This window comes from Lentzea sp. NPDC059081, from assembly GCF_042738015.1.
GTDB lineage: Bacteria > Actinomycetota > Actinomycetes > Mycobacteriales > Pseudonocardiaceae > Lentzea.
The window spans coordinates 788,690-807,493 of sequence record NZ_JBHYGW010000001.1 but is presented as its reverse complement, the minus strand read 5'-3'; the positions used below and the strand labels follow the sequence as shown (position 1 = coordinate 807,493).

At 70.4% G+C, this 18,804-nt stretch carries 11 protein-coding genes; all 11 read left to right on the top strand.

Features of this window, described 5'->3' with window-relative positions; genetic code table 11:
- The first annotated feature begins 53 nt into the window (after nucleotides 1-53).
- The 11 genes from ACFWV3_RS03565 (at nucleotide 54) to ACFWV3_RS03515 (ending at nucleotide 18,690) form a co-directional block, all read left to right on the top strand.
- A complete protein-coding gene (locus ACFWV3_RS03565; RefSeq protein WP_382407788.1) occupies nucleotides 54-728 on the top strand; it encodes a type VII secretion system-associated protein in 675 nt (224 codons plus the stop codon).
- Between the two features lie 627 nt (nucleotides 729-1,355).
- Nucleotides 1,356-1,685 carry a WXG100 family type VII secretion target gene (locus ACFWV3_RS03560; RefSeq protein WP_382407786.1) on the top strand — a complete coding sequence of 110 codons (330 nt, stop codon included), beginning with the start codon at nucleotides 1,356-1,358 and terminating at the stop codon, nucleotides 1,683-1,685.
- Between the two features lie 44 nt (nucleotides 1,686-1,729).
- Nucleotides 1,730-2,032, top strand: a complete 303-nt coding sequence (locus ACFWV3_RS03555; protein ID WP_382407784.1) for a WXG100 family type VII secretion target — start codon at nucleotides 1,730-1,732, stop codon at nucleotides 2,030-2,032.
- A gap of 81 nt (nucleotides 2,033-2,113) precedes the next feature.
- Nucleotides 2,114-2,689 carry a hypothetical protein gene (locus tag ACFWV3_RS03550; protein ID WP_382407782.1) on the top strand — a complete coding sequence of 192 codons (576 nt, stop codon included), beginning with the start codon at nucleotides 2,114-2,116 and terminating at the stop codon, nucleotides 2,687-2,689.
- A gap of 78 nt (nucleotides 2,690-2,767) precedes the next feature.
- Nucleotides 2,768-5,641, top strand: coding sequence for a hypothetical protein (locus ACFWV3_RS03545; protein WP_382407780.1), 2,874 nt, complete (start codon nucleotides 2,768-2,770; stop codon nucleotides 5,639-5,641).
- A complete protein-coding gene (eccCa, locus tag ACFWV3_RS03540; protein WP_382407777.1) occupies nucleotides 5,638-9,669 on the top strand; it encodes a type VII secretion protein EccCa in 4,032 nt (1,343 codons plus the stop codon). Before ACFWV3_RS03545 ends, eccCa begins: the two co-directional genes overlap by 4 nt.
- A complete protein-coding gene (gene eccD, locus ACFWV3_RS03535) occupies nucleotides 9,666-11,063 on the top strand; it encodes a type VII secretion integral membrane protein EccD (protein ID WP_382407775.1) in 1,398 nt (465 codons plus the stop codon). Before eccCa ends, eccD begins: the two co-directional genes overlap by 4 nt.
- Before the next feature lie 6 nt (nucleotides 11,064-11,069).
- The gene (gene eccB, locus ACFWV3_RS03530) at nucleotides 11,070-12,440 is read left to right on the top strand and encodes a type VII secretion protein EccB (protein ID WP_382407773.1); all 1,371 of its coding nucleotides are present in this window, start codon (nucleotides 11,070-11,072) and stop codon (nucleotides 12,438-12,440) included.
- Nucleotides 12,441-15,116 (top strand): hypothetical protein, encoded by a 2,676-nt coding sequence (locus ACFWV3_RS03525; RefSeq protein ID WP_382407771.1) that lies wholly within the window; start codon nucleotides 12,441-12,443, stop codon nucleotides 15,114-15,116.
- A complete protein-coding gene (locus ACFWV3_RS03520) occupies nucleotides 15,113-18,430 on the top strand; it encodes a right-handed parallel beta-helix repeat-containing protein (RefSeq protein ID WP_382407768.1) in 3,318 nt (1,105 codons plus the stop codon). The genes ACFWV3_RS03525 and ACFWV3_RS03520 overlap by 4 nt, the downstream gene beginning before the upstream one ends.
- Nucleotides 18,431-18,552: 122 nt before the next feature.
- Nucleotides 18,553-18,690, top strand: coding sequence for a hypothetical protein (locus ACFWV3_RS03515; RefSeq protein ID WP_382407766.1), 138 nt, complete (start codon nucleotides 18,553-18,555; stop codon nucleotides 18,688-18,690).
- Nucleotides 18,691-18,804: the final 114 nt, after the last annotated feature.

Genomic DNA, 18,804 nt, shown 5'->3' with positions numbered 1-18,804 from the left:
GTCTACTGGTCACCACAGGCAATGGAAAGCAACTCGCCGAGATGGGAACCAGGATGGACACCGTGACTGAGGCGCCCGACGAGACGCAGGAACAGGAGCCCCTCGAGAACTGGTTCCTGCTGATCGACCCGGCCTGGAGCCCGGTCAGCGAGGACGACGCGCCGCCGCCGGAAGCGGTGGTCGGCCTGTGGCCCATGGAGGACGGCAAGCTCGGGAAGTTCCGCCCCAACCCGGAGTACCTGCCGAGCGACGAGGCCTCACCGTCGGATCCGCTCGACGCCGTGCTGCGCCTGGTGGTGCAGGGCAGGGCCGAGGCCGAGCACATCCAGCTGATGCTGCGCGACTCCGAGTTCAGCCTGGCCCTGAACGGCGACGGACGGCCGTTGGTCATCAAGTCACCGGATGACGTGCCGTGCGTCGTGGTGGGCACAGGGGAGCCGCACGTGCGGCGGATCGCGTCGGTCGACTGGAAGCGGATCGAGCTCGACGAGCTGGTCGTGGCGCTGGCGGACGGCGTGGACGTGCTGTTCAACCCCGGTGGGCCCGCGTCGGTGCGGCTCACCGGTGACTTCATGCGGGAAACGCTGCTGCTGGACGAAGAGCAGGTGGCGAAGATGTACGCGAGCCATCGCGAGTCCGCCGGAGTGGACCTCGTGCCGTGGGCACCGGAGGGCGGCGAGAACGCCGAGGCCGGGCCGGACGACGAGGACGCGCGGCCCGCCGGCTGATCGTGGCGGGCGCGACGGCTTTGCCGTCGAATGACTTCCGGCCAGAGAACGGTGCCCGATCGTTCATGCTGAGCAATGCGGCATGAAGTGAGAGCTTCTCGCGTGACGTGAAAGTGACCGCGGTGTGATCGCCCCGTCCCTGTGGTTCGCGGAGGCGCGCGTCGCGGCGCACCGAAACACCACCTCCTTGCGGCGCGTTCGACGCGTCAGACGCGTTCGGGGGCAGTCCAGACCGTCGTTGGCCTTCCTCCCTCGCGAACACAACCCGGGAGTCGCTCGCACGATTTCCGCGTGCGCGGTATCGGTGAACTCGAGTGGCTGCCTGGGCTTCTCGTTTCCGGGGTGGACAACGTCCGGCTCCGAGTCCAGTTGAGACGGTTCCGGACTGCGGAATCAGCTCGATCCCTGGGCCTCCCGGCCGCCCGCCGCACGGTTGCGCGGGTCGCGGTTGCCTTCCCGCCGTCCGGCAAGGGTGAACGTGTCGGGGTGCTGGTCTGGAAGGGCATGAATCCGCCGCGCCCGCCTCGCCGGGACTCGGCTCGTGTTTTTCTCACCTCGTGAGTTCCTGCCTGTGCAAGCTCCATTTGCCGGGTGACACGAGAAAGTTCGTCTCAAGGGAGATGCTCCATGGCTGGAAACCAGTCCACGTCTACCACCACACCGGGAATGCTGACTGCGGCGGGCTACCTCACGGACACCAAAGGTGTCGCGTCGAAGGGTATGGCCACGGTCCACGACCAGCTCGCCGCCCTGAGCGCGACCTGGACCGGCGAAGCGCACATGGCGTTCGACTCGGCGATGCAGGAGTGGTTCAAGGACTGCAAGTTCATCATCGACAGGCTCGAAGACATGATCCAGCTCATGCACGGCAACCGCAAGACGATCATGACCGGTGAGCAGGCCAACGTCGACCAGGTGTCCCAGCTCCAGTTCGGTCCGGGCCTCGCGGGTCTGTAGTCCCGCCACGTCGTCTCATTCGCATCAGCTGAAAGGACAGCTCTGTGACCACCTTCACCTTCGACCGTGGCATGGCGGACTCGGTTCGCGACCAGATGGCCACGATCACCAAGAACCTCCAGACCGAACTGCAGAACATGGACACGCAGGTTCGCGCCGCCCTCGGTGACTGGACCGGCCAGGACAAGGACCAGTACGAGTTCGCGAAGCGCGAGTGGGACGCCGCCGCCGCCCGGATGCCCAGCAGCCTCAACCGTGCCGAGACCGTCCTCAACGTGATCACGGACGGCTACCTCAAGATCGAACACCAGGGCATGAACTCCTGGAGCGGCTACAACGTCAGGTGAGTTCGCGTGGTGCTGCGGGGCCCTTCGGTCCGGCAGCACCACTCCGTTCGTCCGGCCACAAGACCTGAGGAGCAATCCGCGATGGCAAACGACTTCGTGACGTACATGCCGCCTGGGCAGGTAGCCAACTACGACCTCTCCTACCACGACCCGAACAACGGGTACAAAGGCGTAGGGCCCGTCGACACCCACTGGGAGGGGCCGGCCGACGGCTTCTACTCCAAGCAGTTCTCGTGGAAGTCGATGCCTCCCTACTCGGTGAACGTCACCTCGGGCGTCCAGGTCAACACCGATGCCCTGCGGATGTTCGCGGCGAACCTGCGCTGGCTGCTCGAGCCCCTGAACTTCTGCCGGCAGAACCTCCAGAGCGTCAAGCTCGCCCCCGGCAACTTCTTCGACGCGAACGAGCTGATCGGCAAGGTGGTCGGCGCGGGAGCGGGCGGGGCGATCCAGCCGACCACGCTCGCCTTCATCGAGAAGGCGATCCAGGCCGTCACCACCGCTGCGAACGAGCTCGAGGTCCTCGCGAGCAAGTACAAGACCGGCGAGGAGCTCAACCGGGCCACCGGGCGCGACCTCCTCGAGACGATCGAGTACACGAAGGCCTACATCAACGGTGCCGTCGGCGGTGCCGCCGGCGGTCCCGGCGTCGGCTGAGCTCGCCTCCGCACCCGCTCGCCTCCGCACCCACCTCACGCGGGCCTCGAGTCCCGTTCGACACGAAAGCTCTGTGACATGTCGACTCCGAATGACTCGGCCTTCAGGCCGCAGGACGGTGGGATCGTCGCGACCGGCTCCACAGCGGGCATGACCAGGGACCAGTACGGCACCTGGGAGTGGCGGGAGATCAAGGCGGCCATCACGGGTTCGGCGGCCGTCACGTCGAACACGGCCGTTCTCTCGAGCGGGTCCTCCGATCCCGGCACCCTCTGGCAGGCCGCGATGGTCTTCCGGTCGGTGCAGGAGGTCATGTTCGACATCGGCAGGTCCGTCCTGGAGCAGACCAACGTGCTCGCAGGGGAGAACGGGTACTGGAAAGGCGAGGCCTCAGAGGCGTTCCTCGACCTCATGACGCAGTTCGCCAAGGCGTTCACCAACCACGGGTGGCAGATCGCCGGCGGTCAGGCCCGAGTGAACTCCGTGCCGGAGTCGCTGTGGAGTGCGGGCAACTACCTCTACTGGGCTCGGAACACGCTGAACGACATCGACGTCTACTACGCCCAGGCCGCGATTCTCCGCGCATTCGTGAAAGGAGGGCAGAACGAGCTCAACAACCTGATCATGCCCAACGGTCTCGTCAAGATCGGCAACTACCCCGATCTGGTCACGAGGATGAACGAGGACATGCGGAAGGTCCTGAAGATCCTCGCGGCCGAGTACGAGCAGTCGCGGTTCGACAACACCCTCGTCTCGATCCCCGCACCGGGCGCCACTGTTCCGGAAGTGCCACCTCCCCCGAACCAGCCTCCGCCGCTGCAGATGCCGCCTCCGCCCGAGATGCCGCCTCCGCCGGAGATGCCGCCGCCTCCGGAATCGCCGCCTCCGCCCGAGATGCCGCCTCCGCCGGAGATGCCGCCGCCTCCGGAATCGCCGCCTCCGCCCGAGATGCCGCCTCCGCCGGAGATGCCACCGCCTCCGGAGATGCCACCGCCTCCGGAGATGCCACCGCCGCCGGAGCTCTCGAGCTTGGGCAACGTGCCCGGGCTGGGGGACTTCCCCTTCTCACCTCCCGGTCTCGACTCGCTGGGACAGGGGCCCGGGGACCCGCCGGGGATCGGCTCGATGCCCGGGATCGGTGCCGGGCCCGGCTCCATGCCGGGACTCGGCGACGCGCCAGGTCTCAACGGCCTGGGCGCACAGCCGTCGATCCCGCCGTTCGTGCCGTCGAGCCTGCCCCCGTCGCTCGGTGGTGGTGCCGGCAAGCTCCCCGGCGGCGCGGGCCTGCCGCCGGGCGGGAAGACGGGATCGGGAGCGGGCGTGCCGGAGATGCCGGAGCTGAAGCCGTTCGAGCCCTCCGCGCCACCGGAAGCGCCGGACTGGGCTGCCGGTCAGCAACCGGAGGGTCTCCAGTCCCTCGACAGGGGTGGCGTCGGCATGCCCGGTGGGATGCCGATGATGCCGCCGATGTCGCCGCCCGCCGGTGCGGGTCAGGGTGCGAACGGTGCGGAGCGGTCGGACGCCTCTGGTCTGATCGGTGGTGAGGTGGCGCCGTGGGAGGGCTTGGAGCCGCCGGGCCTCGGTGAGCCGCAGACGCTCGCGGATCTGCCTGAGGGCAAGGAGAAGTGGGGCGACGCCGCACTCGGCGCCGGCATGCCCGGTGGGATGCCGATGATGCCGCCGATGTCGCCGCCCGCCGGTGCGGGTCAGGGTGCGAACGGTGCGGAGCGGTCGGACGCGTCCGGTCTGATCGGTGGCGAGGTCGAGCCGTGGGAGAGCGCCGGCCTGAGCGGGATCGGCGAGCCGGAGGTGCTCGCGGATCTGCCCGAGGGCAAGGAGAAGTGGGACGAGACGGCGCCGGGTCTGCAGGTACCCGGGCTGCCCGGCGGCGTGCCGATGATGCCGCCGATGTCGCCGCCCGCCGGTGCGGGTCAGGGTGCGAACGGTGCGGAGCGGTCGGACGCCTCTGGTCTGATCGGTGGCGAGGCCGAGCCGTGGGAGAGCGCCGGCCTGAGCGGGATCGGCGAGCCCGAAGCGGAGACGGTCCTCCCGCAGGGCAGGGCCCAGGACTGGGGCGTGGGCGTGCCGTCCGACGCGCCCGAGGCCGGTTCGGTCCCGCAGCCGGAGAACGAGTCCGTCGAGCCCTCCTGGAGCGGTCCCGGTGGAACTCCGGACCAGGGCCAGGACCAGTCCGTCGCACCCGGTGTCCCGGTGGAGGAGGCCGCGATGTGGGAACACGTCGCCTCTCCTGACCAGCCGGGAGCGACCACCCGGGCCGCACCTCTCGCCCCCGCAGGGGTGTGGCCCGCCGTCCAGGCCGCGCCGGTGGTGCCCGGCGGGCCGGCTCGCACCGAGCCGGCCGCGTTGACGGGGAACGACCGCGGTTCCCTTGGCGTTCCTCACGTTCCCGACGCCGTCGAGCACGAGAAGGAGAAGGCCGGTCCGGCCGGTGGCGCGCCACTGCCACCCGAGCCGCCGGCGGACGAGCGGATCGCCGTCGTGCAGCCCGCCGACGCCGACGAGGACTTCGGCGCGTGGGACGTCGCGGCGAGCACCGGCCTCGCATGGGCCGGTATCAGCGCCGCTCGCGCGGTGGACAACGACGAGGAGGAGCCGCACACACCGGACTACGCGTTGCGGGACACCACGCCCTGGGAGTCCACCAAGAACCACACCGCCGCGCGGTCTGCCGCGGGTGTGGCGGCGCCGAGCGGCCAACAGCCCTCGCTCGGCAACGAGTTCCTCCCCCGAACCTCTCAGCCGGACGATCTCAACCTGTGCGGAACCGCCGAAGAAGGTGCCGAGGAGGACGAAAGCGCGGTCGCTGCTCTCGCCGACGAGGAGGAAGAGGCCGAGGAAGAGGAGTCGCGCACCTCCGCAGATCTGCTGCGGCAGGACGAAGCCGTGTGGGCCGGGACTTCGGGCCCGAGAAGCCCCGGGGTGATCGAATGAGCACCGTCACGGTCAAGCGCGGCTCGCGGCTGGCCGGGCCGGAGCTGCCGGAGGGCCAGGAGGAGCTCCAGGAACCACCGGTGATGCCCGAGCCCGCGGCGCGGGACTACAGCTCGATCCTGATGTTCGTGCCGATGGCGCTCGGTCCGATCGCCATGGTCCTGATGTTCTCCAGCATCGGGTCGGCCGGCGGCTCACCGTTGATCATCATCATGTCCGGTGCCATGGCCATGGGCATGGTCTCCATGGCCGTCAGCCAGCTGTTCCGCGCCTCCGGCGAGCGCAAGAAGAAGCTCAACGCCGAACGCCGTGACTACCTGCGCTACATCTCCCAGCTGCGCCGCAAGGCGAGGGAGACGAGCGACGCGCAGCGGGCCGCGGTCGCGTGGAACAACCCGGACCCGTCCTGGCTCTGGTCGCTGACCTCCGGGCCCCGGCTGTGGGAACGACGGGGGAGTCACGACGACTTCGGCCGGGTGCGGATCGGCCTCGGGGTGCAGCAGGCGGTCATGGAGTTCACGCCTCCGTCCACCAAACCGATCGAGGACCTCGAACCGCTGTCGGCGATCTCGTTGCGGCGGTTCAGCGAGACCTACCGGACCGTGACGGGCATCCCCATCGCGGTGGGACTGCGCAGCTTCACGAGCGTCGAGTTCGCGGGCGACCCCGCCGCCGCGGCCGGCCTGCTGCGGGCCATGATCGGGCAGCTCGCCACGTTCCACGCGCCGGACGAGCTCCGCATCGCCGTGCTCACCGCCCCGCAGAACCAGGCGGACTGGGACTGGGTGAAGTGGCTGCCGCACACCGCGCACCCGACCGCTCGCGACACCGCCGGTCCGTTGCGGATGCTGACCTGCGACCACGACGAGCTGGTCGAGCTGCTCGGCACCGAGGTCACCGACCGCGGTGACCACGACAAGAGCGTGCTGCCAGGAGTGGCGGAACCGTTCATCGTGGTCGTCGTCCACCTCGCCACCATTCCCGAGCACTCGCCGCTGTTCGGCCCCGGTCTGCGCAACGTGGTCGTGCTCGACGCCACCGGTGCGTTGCCGGGCGGCGCCAAGGTGCTTCGGCTGACCTGCAAGGACGGCCAGGTCTCCTATCCCGCGGGCGACGGCGAGACCGGCACCGCGAAGTCGGACGTGCTCGGGCTGCCCCAGGTCGACACCCTCGCGCGGCTGCTCGCCCCCAAGCGCACCAACGGCACCATCGACGTGGTCGACCGTCCTTTTGAGAACGACTTCGAGCTGACCACCCTGCTGGGCATCCGGGACGTGCACACCTTCGACGTCAACGCCCAGTGGCGGCACAAGACCGCGCAACGGACCCGGCTGCAGGTGCCGATCGGTGTCATCGAGGACGGCGAGGTCGTGGAGATCGACCTCAAGGAGTCCGCCCAAGGTGGCATGGGCCCGCACGGCATGCTCATCGGAGCCACCGGTTCGGGCAAGAGCGAACTGCTGCGCACGCTCGTGTGCGCGCTGGCCGCCACGCACTCCTCGGAGACCCTCAACCTCGTCCTGGTCGACTTCAAGGGCGGTGCGACCTTCCTCAACATGGAGAAGCTGCCGCACACGTCGGCGGTGATCACCAACCTGGCCGACGAGCTGCCGCTGGTCGACCGCATGCAGGACTCGATCAACGGCGAGATGACGCGGCGCCAGGAGATCCTGCGGCAGAGCGGACACTCCTCGCTGTTCGAGTACGAGAAGGCGCGGCTGGCAGGCGGGCAGTTGCCGCCGCTGCCCACGTTGCTGGTCATCGTCGACGAGTTCTCCGAGCTGTTGAGCGCCAAGCCGGAGTTCATGGACCTGTTCGTCTCGATCGGACGGTTGGGGCGCAGCCTCGGCGTGCACCTGCTGCTGGCCTCCCAGCGTCTCGACGAAGGTCGCATCCACCGGGTCGAAGGTCACCTGTCGTACCGGGTCGCGCTGCGGACGTTCTCGTCGATGGAGTCCCGCAGCGTCATCGGTGTCGCCGACGCCTACGAGCTGCCTCCCGGCCCCGGCAACGGTTTCCTCAAGTTCGACACCACGACCCTGGTCCGCTTCAAGGGCGCCTACGTGTCCGGTCCGTGCCGGACGACCGCGCCCGAGAAGGGAACGATCAGCGAGGAGGACCTGGCAGCCGGCGAGATCGTGCCGTTCTACACCGCGCCGAACCCCACCGCGTTCCAGCTGCAGCCCGCCGCGGAGAAGGAGGAGGAGACCGCCACCGGGGACGACGAGGAGACCGCCGACGACGCGCCGAGCCTCGCGGAGGTGCTGATCGGGCGACTGGCCGGAGTCGGCCCGGCCGCGCGCCAGGTGTGGCTGCCGCCGCTGGCCGCGTCCCCGAGCCTCGACTCGTTGCTGCCCAGCGTGGTGCCCGATCCCCAGCTCGGCATGACCGTGGACGACCCGATGGCGCGCGGCCGGCTGCGCGTGCCCGTCGGCCTGGTCGACATGCCCTACGAGCAGATGCGCGACCTGCTGGTCGCCGACCTGTCGGGTGCGGACGGTCACGTCGGGGTGGTGGGAGCGCCGATGAGCGGCAAGTCGGCCCTGCTGCGCACCTTGATCCTCGGCCTGGCCCTGACGCACACGCCGGAGGAGGTCCAGTTCTACGGACTGGACTTCGGCGGTGGCGGCATCATGTCGGTCAGCGGCCTGCCGCACTTCGGCTCCGTCGCGACCCGCATGGAACGCGACCGCGTCGTGCGCACGCTCGAAGAAGTCGTGCAGGTCATGGAAATGCGTGAGGCCGCCTTCACCGAGCACGGCTTGGACTCGATGGCCGACTACCGCGCCGCCCGGCGCAGCGGCCGGATCGAGGACCCGCACGGCGAGGTCTTCCTGATCATCGACGGCTGGTTCACCCTGCGCCAGGACTACGGCGACCTGGAGACGAAGCTGACCGAGATCGCCGCGCGCGGCCTGTCCTTCGGCATCCACCTGGTGGTCTCGTCCACGCGGTGGTCGGAGATCCGGCCGTGGCTGAGAGACGTGCTGGGAACCCGGTTCGAGCTGCGGCTGGGTGACCCGATGGAGTCGGAGGTGCAGAGCCGCAGGGCCTCCACCGTGCCGAACCAGCCGGGGCGCGGCCTCACGAGCTCCGGTTTCCACTTCCTCGCCGCGCTGCCACGGCTCGACGGGCTCTCGGAGACCGAGGACCTGGCCGTGGCGACGAAGTCCGTGGTGGACGAGGTGCGGGCGTTCTGGCCCGGCCGCAGCGCACCCGGTGTGCGGCTGCTGCCGACCAGGCTGCCCGTGGTGGACCTGCCGCGGCCGGACGGGGACCTGCGGATCTGCCTCGGTCTGGACGAGCAGCGCCTCAACCCGGTGTGGCACGACTTCAACGCGGTGCCGCACCTGTTCATGATGGGAGACGCGGAGACCGGCAAGACCAACGCGTTGCGGCTCGTGCTCCGCTCGGTCGTCAACGGCTACCAGCCCGGCCAGGCGAAGATCCTCGTCGCCGACTCGCGGCGCGATCTCGACGACATGGTCCCCGAGGAGTACCGCATCGGGCACGTCGTCAGTTCCGACGCGTTGGCCGACCTCGCCGCGAAGGCCGCGGTGTCGCTGCACAAGCGGGTACCCGGCCCGGACATCTCGTCGGAGCGGCTGCGGCGCCGCGACTGGTGGGAGGGACCGCAGCTGTTCGTGGTCGTCGACGACTACGAGCTGTTCGGGGGAGGGATGGGCATGGGCACCCCTATGGACCCTCTGCTTCCTCTTCTGGCACAAGGTGTCCACATCGGATTCCATCTGGTCGTGGCGCGCAGCAGTGCCAACGCGATGCGCGGCATGATGGATCCGGTGATGCGGCGGCTCTGGGAGCTCGGCACGCCGGGACTCCTGTTCTCCTACCCGAAGGAGGAGGGCAAGTTCCTCGGCGAGGCCCCGCCGCGCACGCTGCCGCCCGGCCGCGCCCAGATGGTCACCCGCCGGGGCGTGAAGCTGATCCAGACCGGGGTCGTTCCCGTGGACGGCGCGCAGTACGTCGAAGCCGGTCCCGTCGGCGCGTCGAGGAACGAGGGAATGTGACCGCGACTCCCGAATCGTGCCGCATCACGGTGCTCGGCCCCCACGGGCGGGCCGACCTCGCGGTGCCGATCTCCACCAACGTCTCCGCGTTGCTGCCGACACTCGTCCGGCACGTGGTGCGGGACCAGGACCGCGAGGGCGCGGAGTACGAGTCGTGGGTGTTGCAACGCCTCGGCGACCCGCCCTTCGACCCCGAGGGAACCCCGGAGACCCTCGACTGGCTCGACGGTGAGCAGCTCCACCTGACCCGTGCGGAGAACCCGTTGCCGGAGCTGGACTTCGACGACGTCGCGGAGGGGATGGCCACCGCGGTCAACCGTCAGGGCAACCGGTGGAACGGCGAGGTGAACCGCAGTCTGTTCCTCAGCCTGACCGGTGTCGCCTTCGCCGCGATCGGGGTGTCGCTCTTCACGAACACGGGCACGGTGTTCGCCGCGACCACGGCCGGCGTGCTCGCGGGAGTGCTCTGCCTGGCAGCGGTGCTCGTGGCGCGCACGATCGCGGACCGGGGGCTCGCCGCGGTCGTCGGTGTCGCCGGGTGCCTGTTCGCCGGCCTGGCGGGGCTGATCGCCCAGGCCGGTCTGCAGGACGCCCGGTCGTTGCCGCCGTGGGCGGTCTTCACCGGCGGGCTCACCATGGGCCTGGCGGCGTCGGTGCTTCTGGTGGTGCAACGGCTCTTCGCCCGCGACCTCCCGATCGTGCCCTTCGGGTGCTCCGCGGTGGCCGGGTTCGGCGCCCTGCTCGCGATGGCGCTGCACATGAACATGGAACTCACGGCGCTGCAGACGGCGCCCCTGGTCATGACGTTCTTCTTCGGGCTGTTGCTGTTCGCGCCGAAGCTCGCGACCAGGGCCGCTCGTCTGCGCGGTCCGCAGCTCCCCCGCACCGCGGAGGAGATGAAGATCGACATCGAGTCGATGCCCGCCGCCCAGGTGATCGAGCAGACCGGTCACGCGGACCGCTACCTGAGCGTGCTGACCATCGGGTCGTCCGCGGTGTTCGCCTGCGCGTTCTGGTACCTGCTGCGTGAGCCGGAGTGGCTTAACTTCACGCTCGCCGGCCTGCTGGCCGCCGTGATCCTGTTGCGGTCGCGGGAGTTCCTCAACATCGTCCAGCGCACCTCGCTGGTGCTCGCGGGTGCGTGGGGTTTCGTGCTGCTGGCGATCGTGCTGCTCGCCGGGATGACCGACGTGGAGAGGGTCGTCGGCACCGCCTTGCTCGCAGTGGTCGCCTTCCTTCTCGTAGCGGCGGCGTTGCGGCCGGCGCACCGCCGCGTGCTGCCGATCTGGCCGCACCTGAGCGACGTCCTCGAGAACGCGGGCTGCATCGCGCTGGTGCCGTTCCTGTTGCACGCACTGGGCGTGTTCGCCTGGGCTCGCGGGCTGGCGGGGTGACGCCGGATGCAGACGAAGAAGGACCACGTCCACGCATACCAGACGCTCGTCGGCCGGATGAGTGCCGCCCTGTTGCTCGGTGACACCAACTACAGCGAGACGCCGGCGCGGCGAGCCCTCATGGGGCTGGTGTTCGGTCTCGTGCTCGCCCTGCTCGTCGGGGTGGGCTTCTGGGTCTACGGGCTGATGAACCCCGGCGGCAACACGGCCTGGCGCAAGCCGAACGTCATCGTGGTGGAGAAGGAGAGTGGCGCCCGGTTCGTGTACCAGCGCGGCGTGCTCGTGCCGGTGCTCAACCACGCGTCCGCGATGCTGCTGCTGGGTTCGGACGCGAAGGTCCAGTCGGTCGCCCGCGCGTCACTGGCGGACGCGCCGCGGGGCCCGTCCGTCGGCATCGCGGGCGCCCCCGACCCGGTCCCCGCGGCGAACGCACTGGTGACCACGCCCTGGCTGCTCTGCCTGCCCCGCACCGGCGGTCCCGACCGGCAGGGGGCGGGCCTGATGAGCATGACCCTCGACTCCGTTCCCTCGGTCCCGCTCGGCGAGCACGAGTACATGTGGGTCGGGGCGCCGTCCGGTGACCAGTACCTCGTGTGGTCGAACCGCAAGCTGAAGCTGGCGGACCGGAAGGTGGCGGTCGCACTGGGCCTCGGCACGGCCTCCCCGCCGGCAGCGACGAACTCGTGGCTCGGTTCGCTGCCCGACGGCCCCGAGCTCAAAGCCGCCCAGATCCCGGACGAGGGTCGCAGGTCCGTCACCGTGGCCGGCGTCGCGCGGCCGGTCGGCACGGTGTTCCGGCAGCCCGTCGGCACCGACCGGCAGAACTTCATGGTGCTGCGCACCGACGGCCTGGCCGCGGCGTCCGCGACCGAGGCCGCGTTGCTGGAGGCCTCGAGCGGCCGGGCCGCGGTGGAGCTGGACGCGGCGTCGATCGCGGCGGCGCCGCGGTCGAACGACACGTCGCTGACCACGCGGATCCCGGACGTGCTGACCGACCGTTCCGCACCGACGGGCTCGAAGTCCTTCTGCCTCAGGCAGGAGACGAACGGCGCGAGCGTGTTCAGCGTGGCGGTCACGGCCGAGCGCGACGACGCGTGGACGGGGATGGACGGCCAGGTCGGTCCCTACCTCCCACCCGGTAGCGGAATGCTCGCCGCCTCGGTCCCCGCACCGACCACCGCCGGAGCCAAACCGGATCGGTTCCTCATCACCGATCGAGGGTTCAAGTACGCACTCGCCGACGACCAGACCGTCTCCGCACTGGGGTTCGGAGGAGTTCAGCCCCGCCCCGTGCCGAAGACCGTGCTGGACGAGATCCCGAGCGGACCGGCGTTGAGCCGGGCCGCGGCGGGCGTGTCCGAGAAAGGACGTGGCTGAATGAAACTCCTGAGCAAGCGCCAGGACGATCGGGATCTGGTCGGGCACAGGATCGGCAACGCGCTGGTCGTGCGGCCCAAGAACCTCCTGCGCGACGAGATCCGCGACCTCGCCCTCGGGATCGCCGCGGATCCGGATCACGAGCTCGTCATCGTCGACCTGCCGGTCGACAGCTCGTTCACCCTGTGGGAGTCGGCCGCGAAGCTGTTGCCCCGCAAGCGCCGGGGCCTGCGACTGGTCATCAGCGGACGGTCCCGCGAGACCATGACCCTGGCCGGCCAGTGGTTGTCGGAACGGTTGAACCGCACGGTGATCGCCGCGGACGGCAGCGTGATGTGCGGCGTCGACGGGTCCCTGTTCGTGGACTCGGGCTGGGGCACGGGATGGGTGCGCTTCCAGCCGGGCAAGGCGCCCCAGCCGGACGGCAAGCGCTTTCCCCGTCCGTTCTGGACGGAGGCGTCGCCGCTGGTCGAGGTCATGCCGACCAGTGCGGGCGCGGTGGCCGAGCCCTTGCCGGGCGGGGTGTGGCTGCGGCCGCGCGGCCCCGAGAGCGTGCTGCGGCACCACCGCGAGCGGTTGATCGAGTCGTTGCCGTGCCAGCCGGACACGTGCGTGGTCGTGCTGGGATGTCCTGGGGCGCTGCCGATCTCGACGTACGACATCACCCGCTTCTGGAGCTGGCTCCCCGCCGAGATGCGCGCGCAGCTGCGGCTCGTGAAGCTCGGGCCGGTGAAGCTGTCCTACGACATCCCCTACGGGCAGGTTCTCGCGGACGAGCTCCAGGAGCAGGTCACCTGCTACACCGGCCTGCCCGTCGGGTCGCGGGTCGACCCGGACGTCTACACGGTGCGCCCCGACGGCACCCTCGGGTGGCGGACCTTCGCGGAGGAGATGACCTACCACCCCGCGCAGGGGGGAGCGGTGCGGCCGCCGGCGTTGCTGACCTACCGGGACCCCGTCGTCGGCGTCGAGGAGGTCGCGCCCGCCGTGTACCGGTACGCGCCGAACGTGGTGCTGGAGGTGGTCCAGTCCGGTCTGTGGGTCAGGCCCGACCAGGAACTGCCCCATGCGCCCGTCGTTCGTTCCACGTTGCCCGACGCGACGCGGCACCTGGTGCTGTTCGAGGACAGTCACGGTGACGTTCTCCGGCAGCTGGCCGAGGACGTGCTCGGCCAGCTGGAACCCGCGACGCAGTACCTGAGCGGGCTGACGCGGGCGAACTCGTTGGTGCGGGGGCGGATCGAGGTCGTCGGCGGCGGGAAGGCGATGGCCGCTCTCGAGTCGGGACCCGTGCCGTACACCGCCGACGTGGTGGCCGAGCCGCCGGCCGCCGGGACGCCCGGCGAGTCGTGGTCGGCGGACATCGCGGGCGTGCGCCTGGAGAGCGTGCTGCCCGATGTGGAGTCGCCGCTGTCCGCACCTGGCGCGCCCGCTCCCTCGCAGGCTCAGTGGGCGGTCGACTACGAGGCGTCCCAGGCAAAACCCTCTTCACCGGTGGCGCCACCGGCCGAGGCCGCCTCGGCAGGTGGCACGGTGGCCGAGGACCACGTCGTGGCAGGGCCGCCGCAGTCAGGAGCACCGGGCGAGACTACGGCGCGGACGGAGTCCCCGGCCGGGTCTCCCGTCCCCGTCTCCGAGATCGCCGCTCCGGCCGCCCCCGCCGAGAGCCCGCACCTGGGCCAGGTGCTGCCGGTGGCCGGTTTCATGGCCACGGACGCTCCGGACGTGGCCGGCTTCGCACCCTCGAAGCCGCACCGCGAGCCCTCCGCGGCCCAGCCCGCCGCCCCGGCACCGCCCCAGCCCGTCACGCCGGCGCCGCGGGAACAGCCCGCGGCAGCGTCCGGTGCGAGCGTCTCGGTGCAGCCGACGCCGTCGTCCGGCGCCGCGGCCCTCGTGCCGAAGCGCGGACTGGAGGAGGAACGCGCATGGCTGCGCCGGACCCTCAGCCGTGAGTACGCCGCCGTCGCGAACTCCGTCAGCAGGGTCCTCTCCGAGCACCCCGGCTTCCAGGGCGCGATCGAGCGGTCGGCGGGAGTGCTGAACGACGCGGTGGCGATCCGCCTCTACCTGTCGGGTGAGGGCGACGGGGTCGACCTCTCGCTGCGGTCGGGGGTCGCAGGGCCGCACGTGCCGTTCGCCAGGTGCGTCGTGTCCGGGCTGAGCAGGTTGCCTTCCCACCGCGGCGTCTCGGTGTTCGGCGCATCGCCCACCGAGCAGGAGTGGGAGCTGTACCGGAGCAGGAAGTACCTCACCGACTGGGGATTCGTGAACGCGCTGAGCAGCCCCTGCGCGAACCAGCGCCGCGAGCACGACGTCGACGTCGTCCTGTGGTCGATGACCGCGCGCCGCACGAAGCTGCTCGAACCCGACCGGAACCCGATCCCCGACCGCGTGCTGTTCGTGCCGGGAACCAGCTTCAAGGTGCTCGACCTGGTCGAGCCCGGAGAAGGCACACGCGGACAGGTGCTGCTGCGCGAACTGGCGGCGGGGGAGATCGACGAGTCCGGCCGGGTGGACTCGAACCGGGCCGCGCTCGACGAGCTGGCGCTCAACTCCCTGCGCCGTTTCGTGGACTCGTGGGCCGACGCGAAGCACGAGAAGCGGACCTCGGACGCCGTCGCCTCGCGCTTCGGACTGCTGCCCGGCCTCGTGCGCCTGAAGGAGGAGGGGCGATGAGTCGTCAGTTGCTGGTGGTCAGCCCCGAACGGCCGGGCGCGTACCCGACGATCGCGGCAGCGCTGCGGGAGGCCGGGGACGGCGCGACCATCAGCGTGCTGCCCGGCCGTTACGACGAGTCCCTCGCCGTCACGCGGATGGTCACCATCACCGCTGAAGAGGGCCCGGGAACGGTGGAGATCAACGCGACCACCGGCAGTGCCGTCGTGGTCGCCGCCGCGGCGGCCCGGTTGTCGCAGCTGGTGCTGACGAGCTCGGACACGACCGTCGCCGCGGTGGACATCCGTCAGGGAGAGGTCTCGCTGGACGACTGCCGGGTGTCGGCGTCGGCGTGGGCCGCGGTGCTGGCGCGCGGCGAGGGATGCGCCGTCCTGCACGGGTGTTCCGTCTCCAGCCGCACCGGCGCGGGCATCGTGGTGACCTCCTCACTGCCCAGCAGCGTGGAAGACACCGAGATCGTGGACGCGGGTTCCTCGGGCGTGGTGGTGACGGAGGCGGGGGAGGCGCAGCTCCGGCGCGTCACGGTGCGCAACGCGGGCGGCAACGGCATCTGCGTGAACGGGCGCGCACGCATCACCATCGAGGACTGCGCGATCACCGGGGCCGCGAAGCCCGCGCTGGTCGTGGAGCAGGAGGCGAGCGCCGAGGTGCGCGCCGTCACCGTGACCGGCAGCGCGAGCCTCGACCTCTACGTGCGCAGCACCGCACAGGTGACGATCACCGACTCCACGTTCTCCGGCGCCGGTGTGCAGTCCGCGCACATCGCCGGCGGCGGCTCCCCGCGACTGCGGGGCTGCCGGTTCGGCGAGGCCGGCCGCAACGCCGTCTACGTCACCGGCGGGTCGGCGCCCGAGTTCGGCGACTGCGTCGTCACCGGCAGCCCGGTCGGCGTCCTGGTGGACGCGTCGTCACGACCGACGTTCGAGAGCATCCGGGTCGAGGGCAGCACGCACGGCGCGGTGCTGGTCGACGCCGATTCCTCGGTGCGGATCAGGGGACTGCGCGCGGCGCCGGAGTCCGGGCTCGCGGTGGGGGTGAAGAACCGGTCGAAGCTCGTGCTCGGTGACGCGGTGATCGACGTGTCCGGGGCCGCCGGGGTGTCGTTGGAGGACAACGCGCGCTGCGAGCTGAACGACGTGCGGGTCACCGGAGCGGTGAGGCACCTCGTGACGCTGACCGGAGGTGCGCACGGAGAGCTCGCGTCGGCCCTGTTGCGCGGCGGCGGTGTGTGGGCGGAGAACTCCTCCCTGACGATCCAGGACAGCGAGGTCGTCGAGGCGGAGGAGGACGGCATCAGCGCCGGCGCGGGCAGCGTCGTCCAGATCGTGCGGTGCCGCGTCCGGACCGCCAAGCGGCATGGCGTGCACCTGCTCAGCGGTTCCCGTGGTGACGTGCGCGGCTGCGAGGTCACCGGGAGCGCGGGTGACGGCCTGCTGCTGGACACCGAGGAGGCCGTCACCGTCGCCGACACCACGAGCACCGGCAACGGCGGCAGCCCGGTGCGCAAGGCGGTCGAGCACGAGCGGCTCTCGATCAGCGGCCTGGTGATCGACCCGTCCCCGCAGCCCGCGAACCGGTCCGCGGCCGCGCCGGCCGCTCCGCAGGCGTCCCAGAGTGCGCCGTTGCTGGGTGGCGCGATGGGCGTCGAGCTGGAGGGACCGCTCGCCGAGCTGAACACGTTGATCGGCCTCGACGGGGTCAAGCGCGAGGTGCTCGGGCTGATCAACCTGATCAAGATGTCCCAGAAGCGCCAGCAGATGGGCCTGCCCATGCCGCCGATGTCGCGGCACCTGGTGTTCGCGGGACCCCCTGGCACCGGTAAGACCACGGTCGCGCGGCTTTACGGGTCCGTGCTCGTCGAGCTGGGCATCCTGAAGCGCGGGCACATGGTCGAGGTCGCGAGAGCCGACCTGGTGGGCCAGTACATCGGTTCCACGGCGATCAAGACCACCGAGGTGGTCACCAGCGCGATCGGCGGCGTGCTCTTCATCGACGAGGCGTACACCCTGTCGAGCGGTTCCGGGGGCAACGGGCCGGACTTCGGCCAGGAGGCCATCGACGCGCTGATGAAGATCATGGAGGACCACCGCGACGAGATCGTGGTGATCGTGGCGGGCTACTCCGAGCTGATGGAGCAGTTCCTCGCCTCGAACCCCGGTCTCGCCTCGCGCTTCTCGCGCACGATCGAGTTCCCCAACTACAGCGTCGACGAGCTCGTCACGATCACCGCGAACCTGTGCCACAAGCACTACTACGAGCTGACCGACGACGCCGTCGACACGCTCACGAACTACTTCGAGCGCGTGCCCAAGAACGACACGTTCGGCAACGGCCGCGTGGCGCGCAAGTTGTTCGAGGCCATGGTGAACAACCAGGCGTCGCGGCTGGCGCTGGAACCGCCGGGCAAGGACACCGAGCTGAGCAGGCTCACCGGTCAGGACCTCGCAGGCGAGCTGGCCGCGCTCGGCGAGGCCGCGCCGAGCGCGGCGCTGCCGGACGCGAACACCGACCCGGTCGCGGCGGTGCAGGCCACACTGGGGTGGAAGCGGTTCGCCGCGTTGTCCGGCCTGGACGAGGTGCGGGACGCGGCCGGCCGCGCCCTCGTCGCGCTGTGCGGGCTCAAGGCGCGCAACAAAGGCCTGGGGCGCCGCGCGAACATCGTGCTGGCCGGTCGGCAGGGCATGGGAAGACGCGCGGTGGCGGCGCTCTACGCGCAGAGCCTCGCCGAGCTCGGTCTCGTGCGCACCGGTCAGGTGACGAGGCTGTCCCTCGGCCGCGACCTGTGGCCGCGCTGGCCGGGCCAGGCGGTGAGCCTGGTGGCCACTGCGTTCGACGACGCGAGTGGTGGCGTGGTCCTGCTGGAAACCGACGGCGACTGGCCGGTCGACCTGGTCGAGCAGAGCGCCGAGGCCGTGGGCGCGCTGGCCGAGGCGATGCGGCGCGACCCGGCGGGTCCGGTGGTGCTGTTGTCGGGCGACAACCGTTCGCTGGCAAGGGTTTTCGACGCGTCGGTCGGACTCGGCGAATGCTTCGCGGAGCGCTGGGTGTTCGAGGACTACGACGTGGACCAGCTGACCGCGCTGGCCGTCCGGCAGCTCTCCCGCTGCGGCCACCGGGTGCCGGAGACCGTCGCGGCGGCGTTGAGCGGGTTGCTGGCCGGTGGTGAGAACACCGCCTGGGACGCGCATCGGCTCGCCCAGCGGCTCGCCACCACCGCGGCGTCGCGCACCCTGGCGGAGGCGGACCTGCACGCGCTGACGATGTCCGCGCTCCCGTCGTTGTCGCTGGACGAAGGTCTCGCACCGGTGAGCTGAGCCGGCAGGTGCCGCGCGAAGGGGAGGGTGTCCTGGACCTGACAGGTTCGGTACACCCTCCCGTCCGCGTTGACGAACCACGGGGCCGAGCGGCCACCGGCCGTTCCGCGTTCGATCTCCGAGTGGAACATCTCGATCGCGAATGGATGATGGCGGCCTCGTGGTGGGCGCGCTTTCGTCCGCGCCGGGAGGGCGGCCTCGACCGGCAGGACGACGAGGGCATTACGTTTTTCTGCCCGGCCTATTTGATATTTCAATAGCGGAGGCAATTGTATTCGAGCCACAGGCGAGGGAGCTGCGCGCCGAGTTCGTGCGACCACCGGCCGATGGAGCAGAGTTGCCGGGTAAACAGTTCCATGTGGCCCGATTTTCTT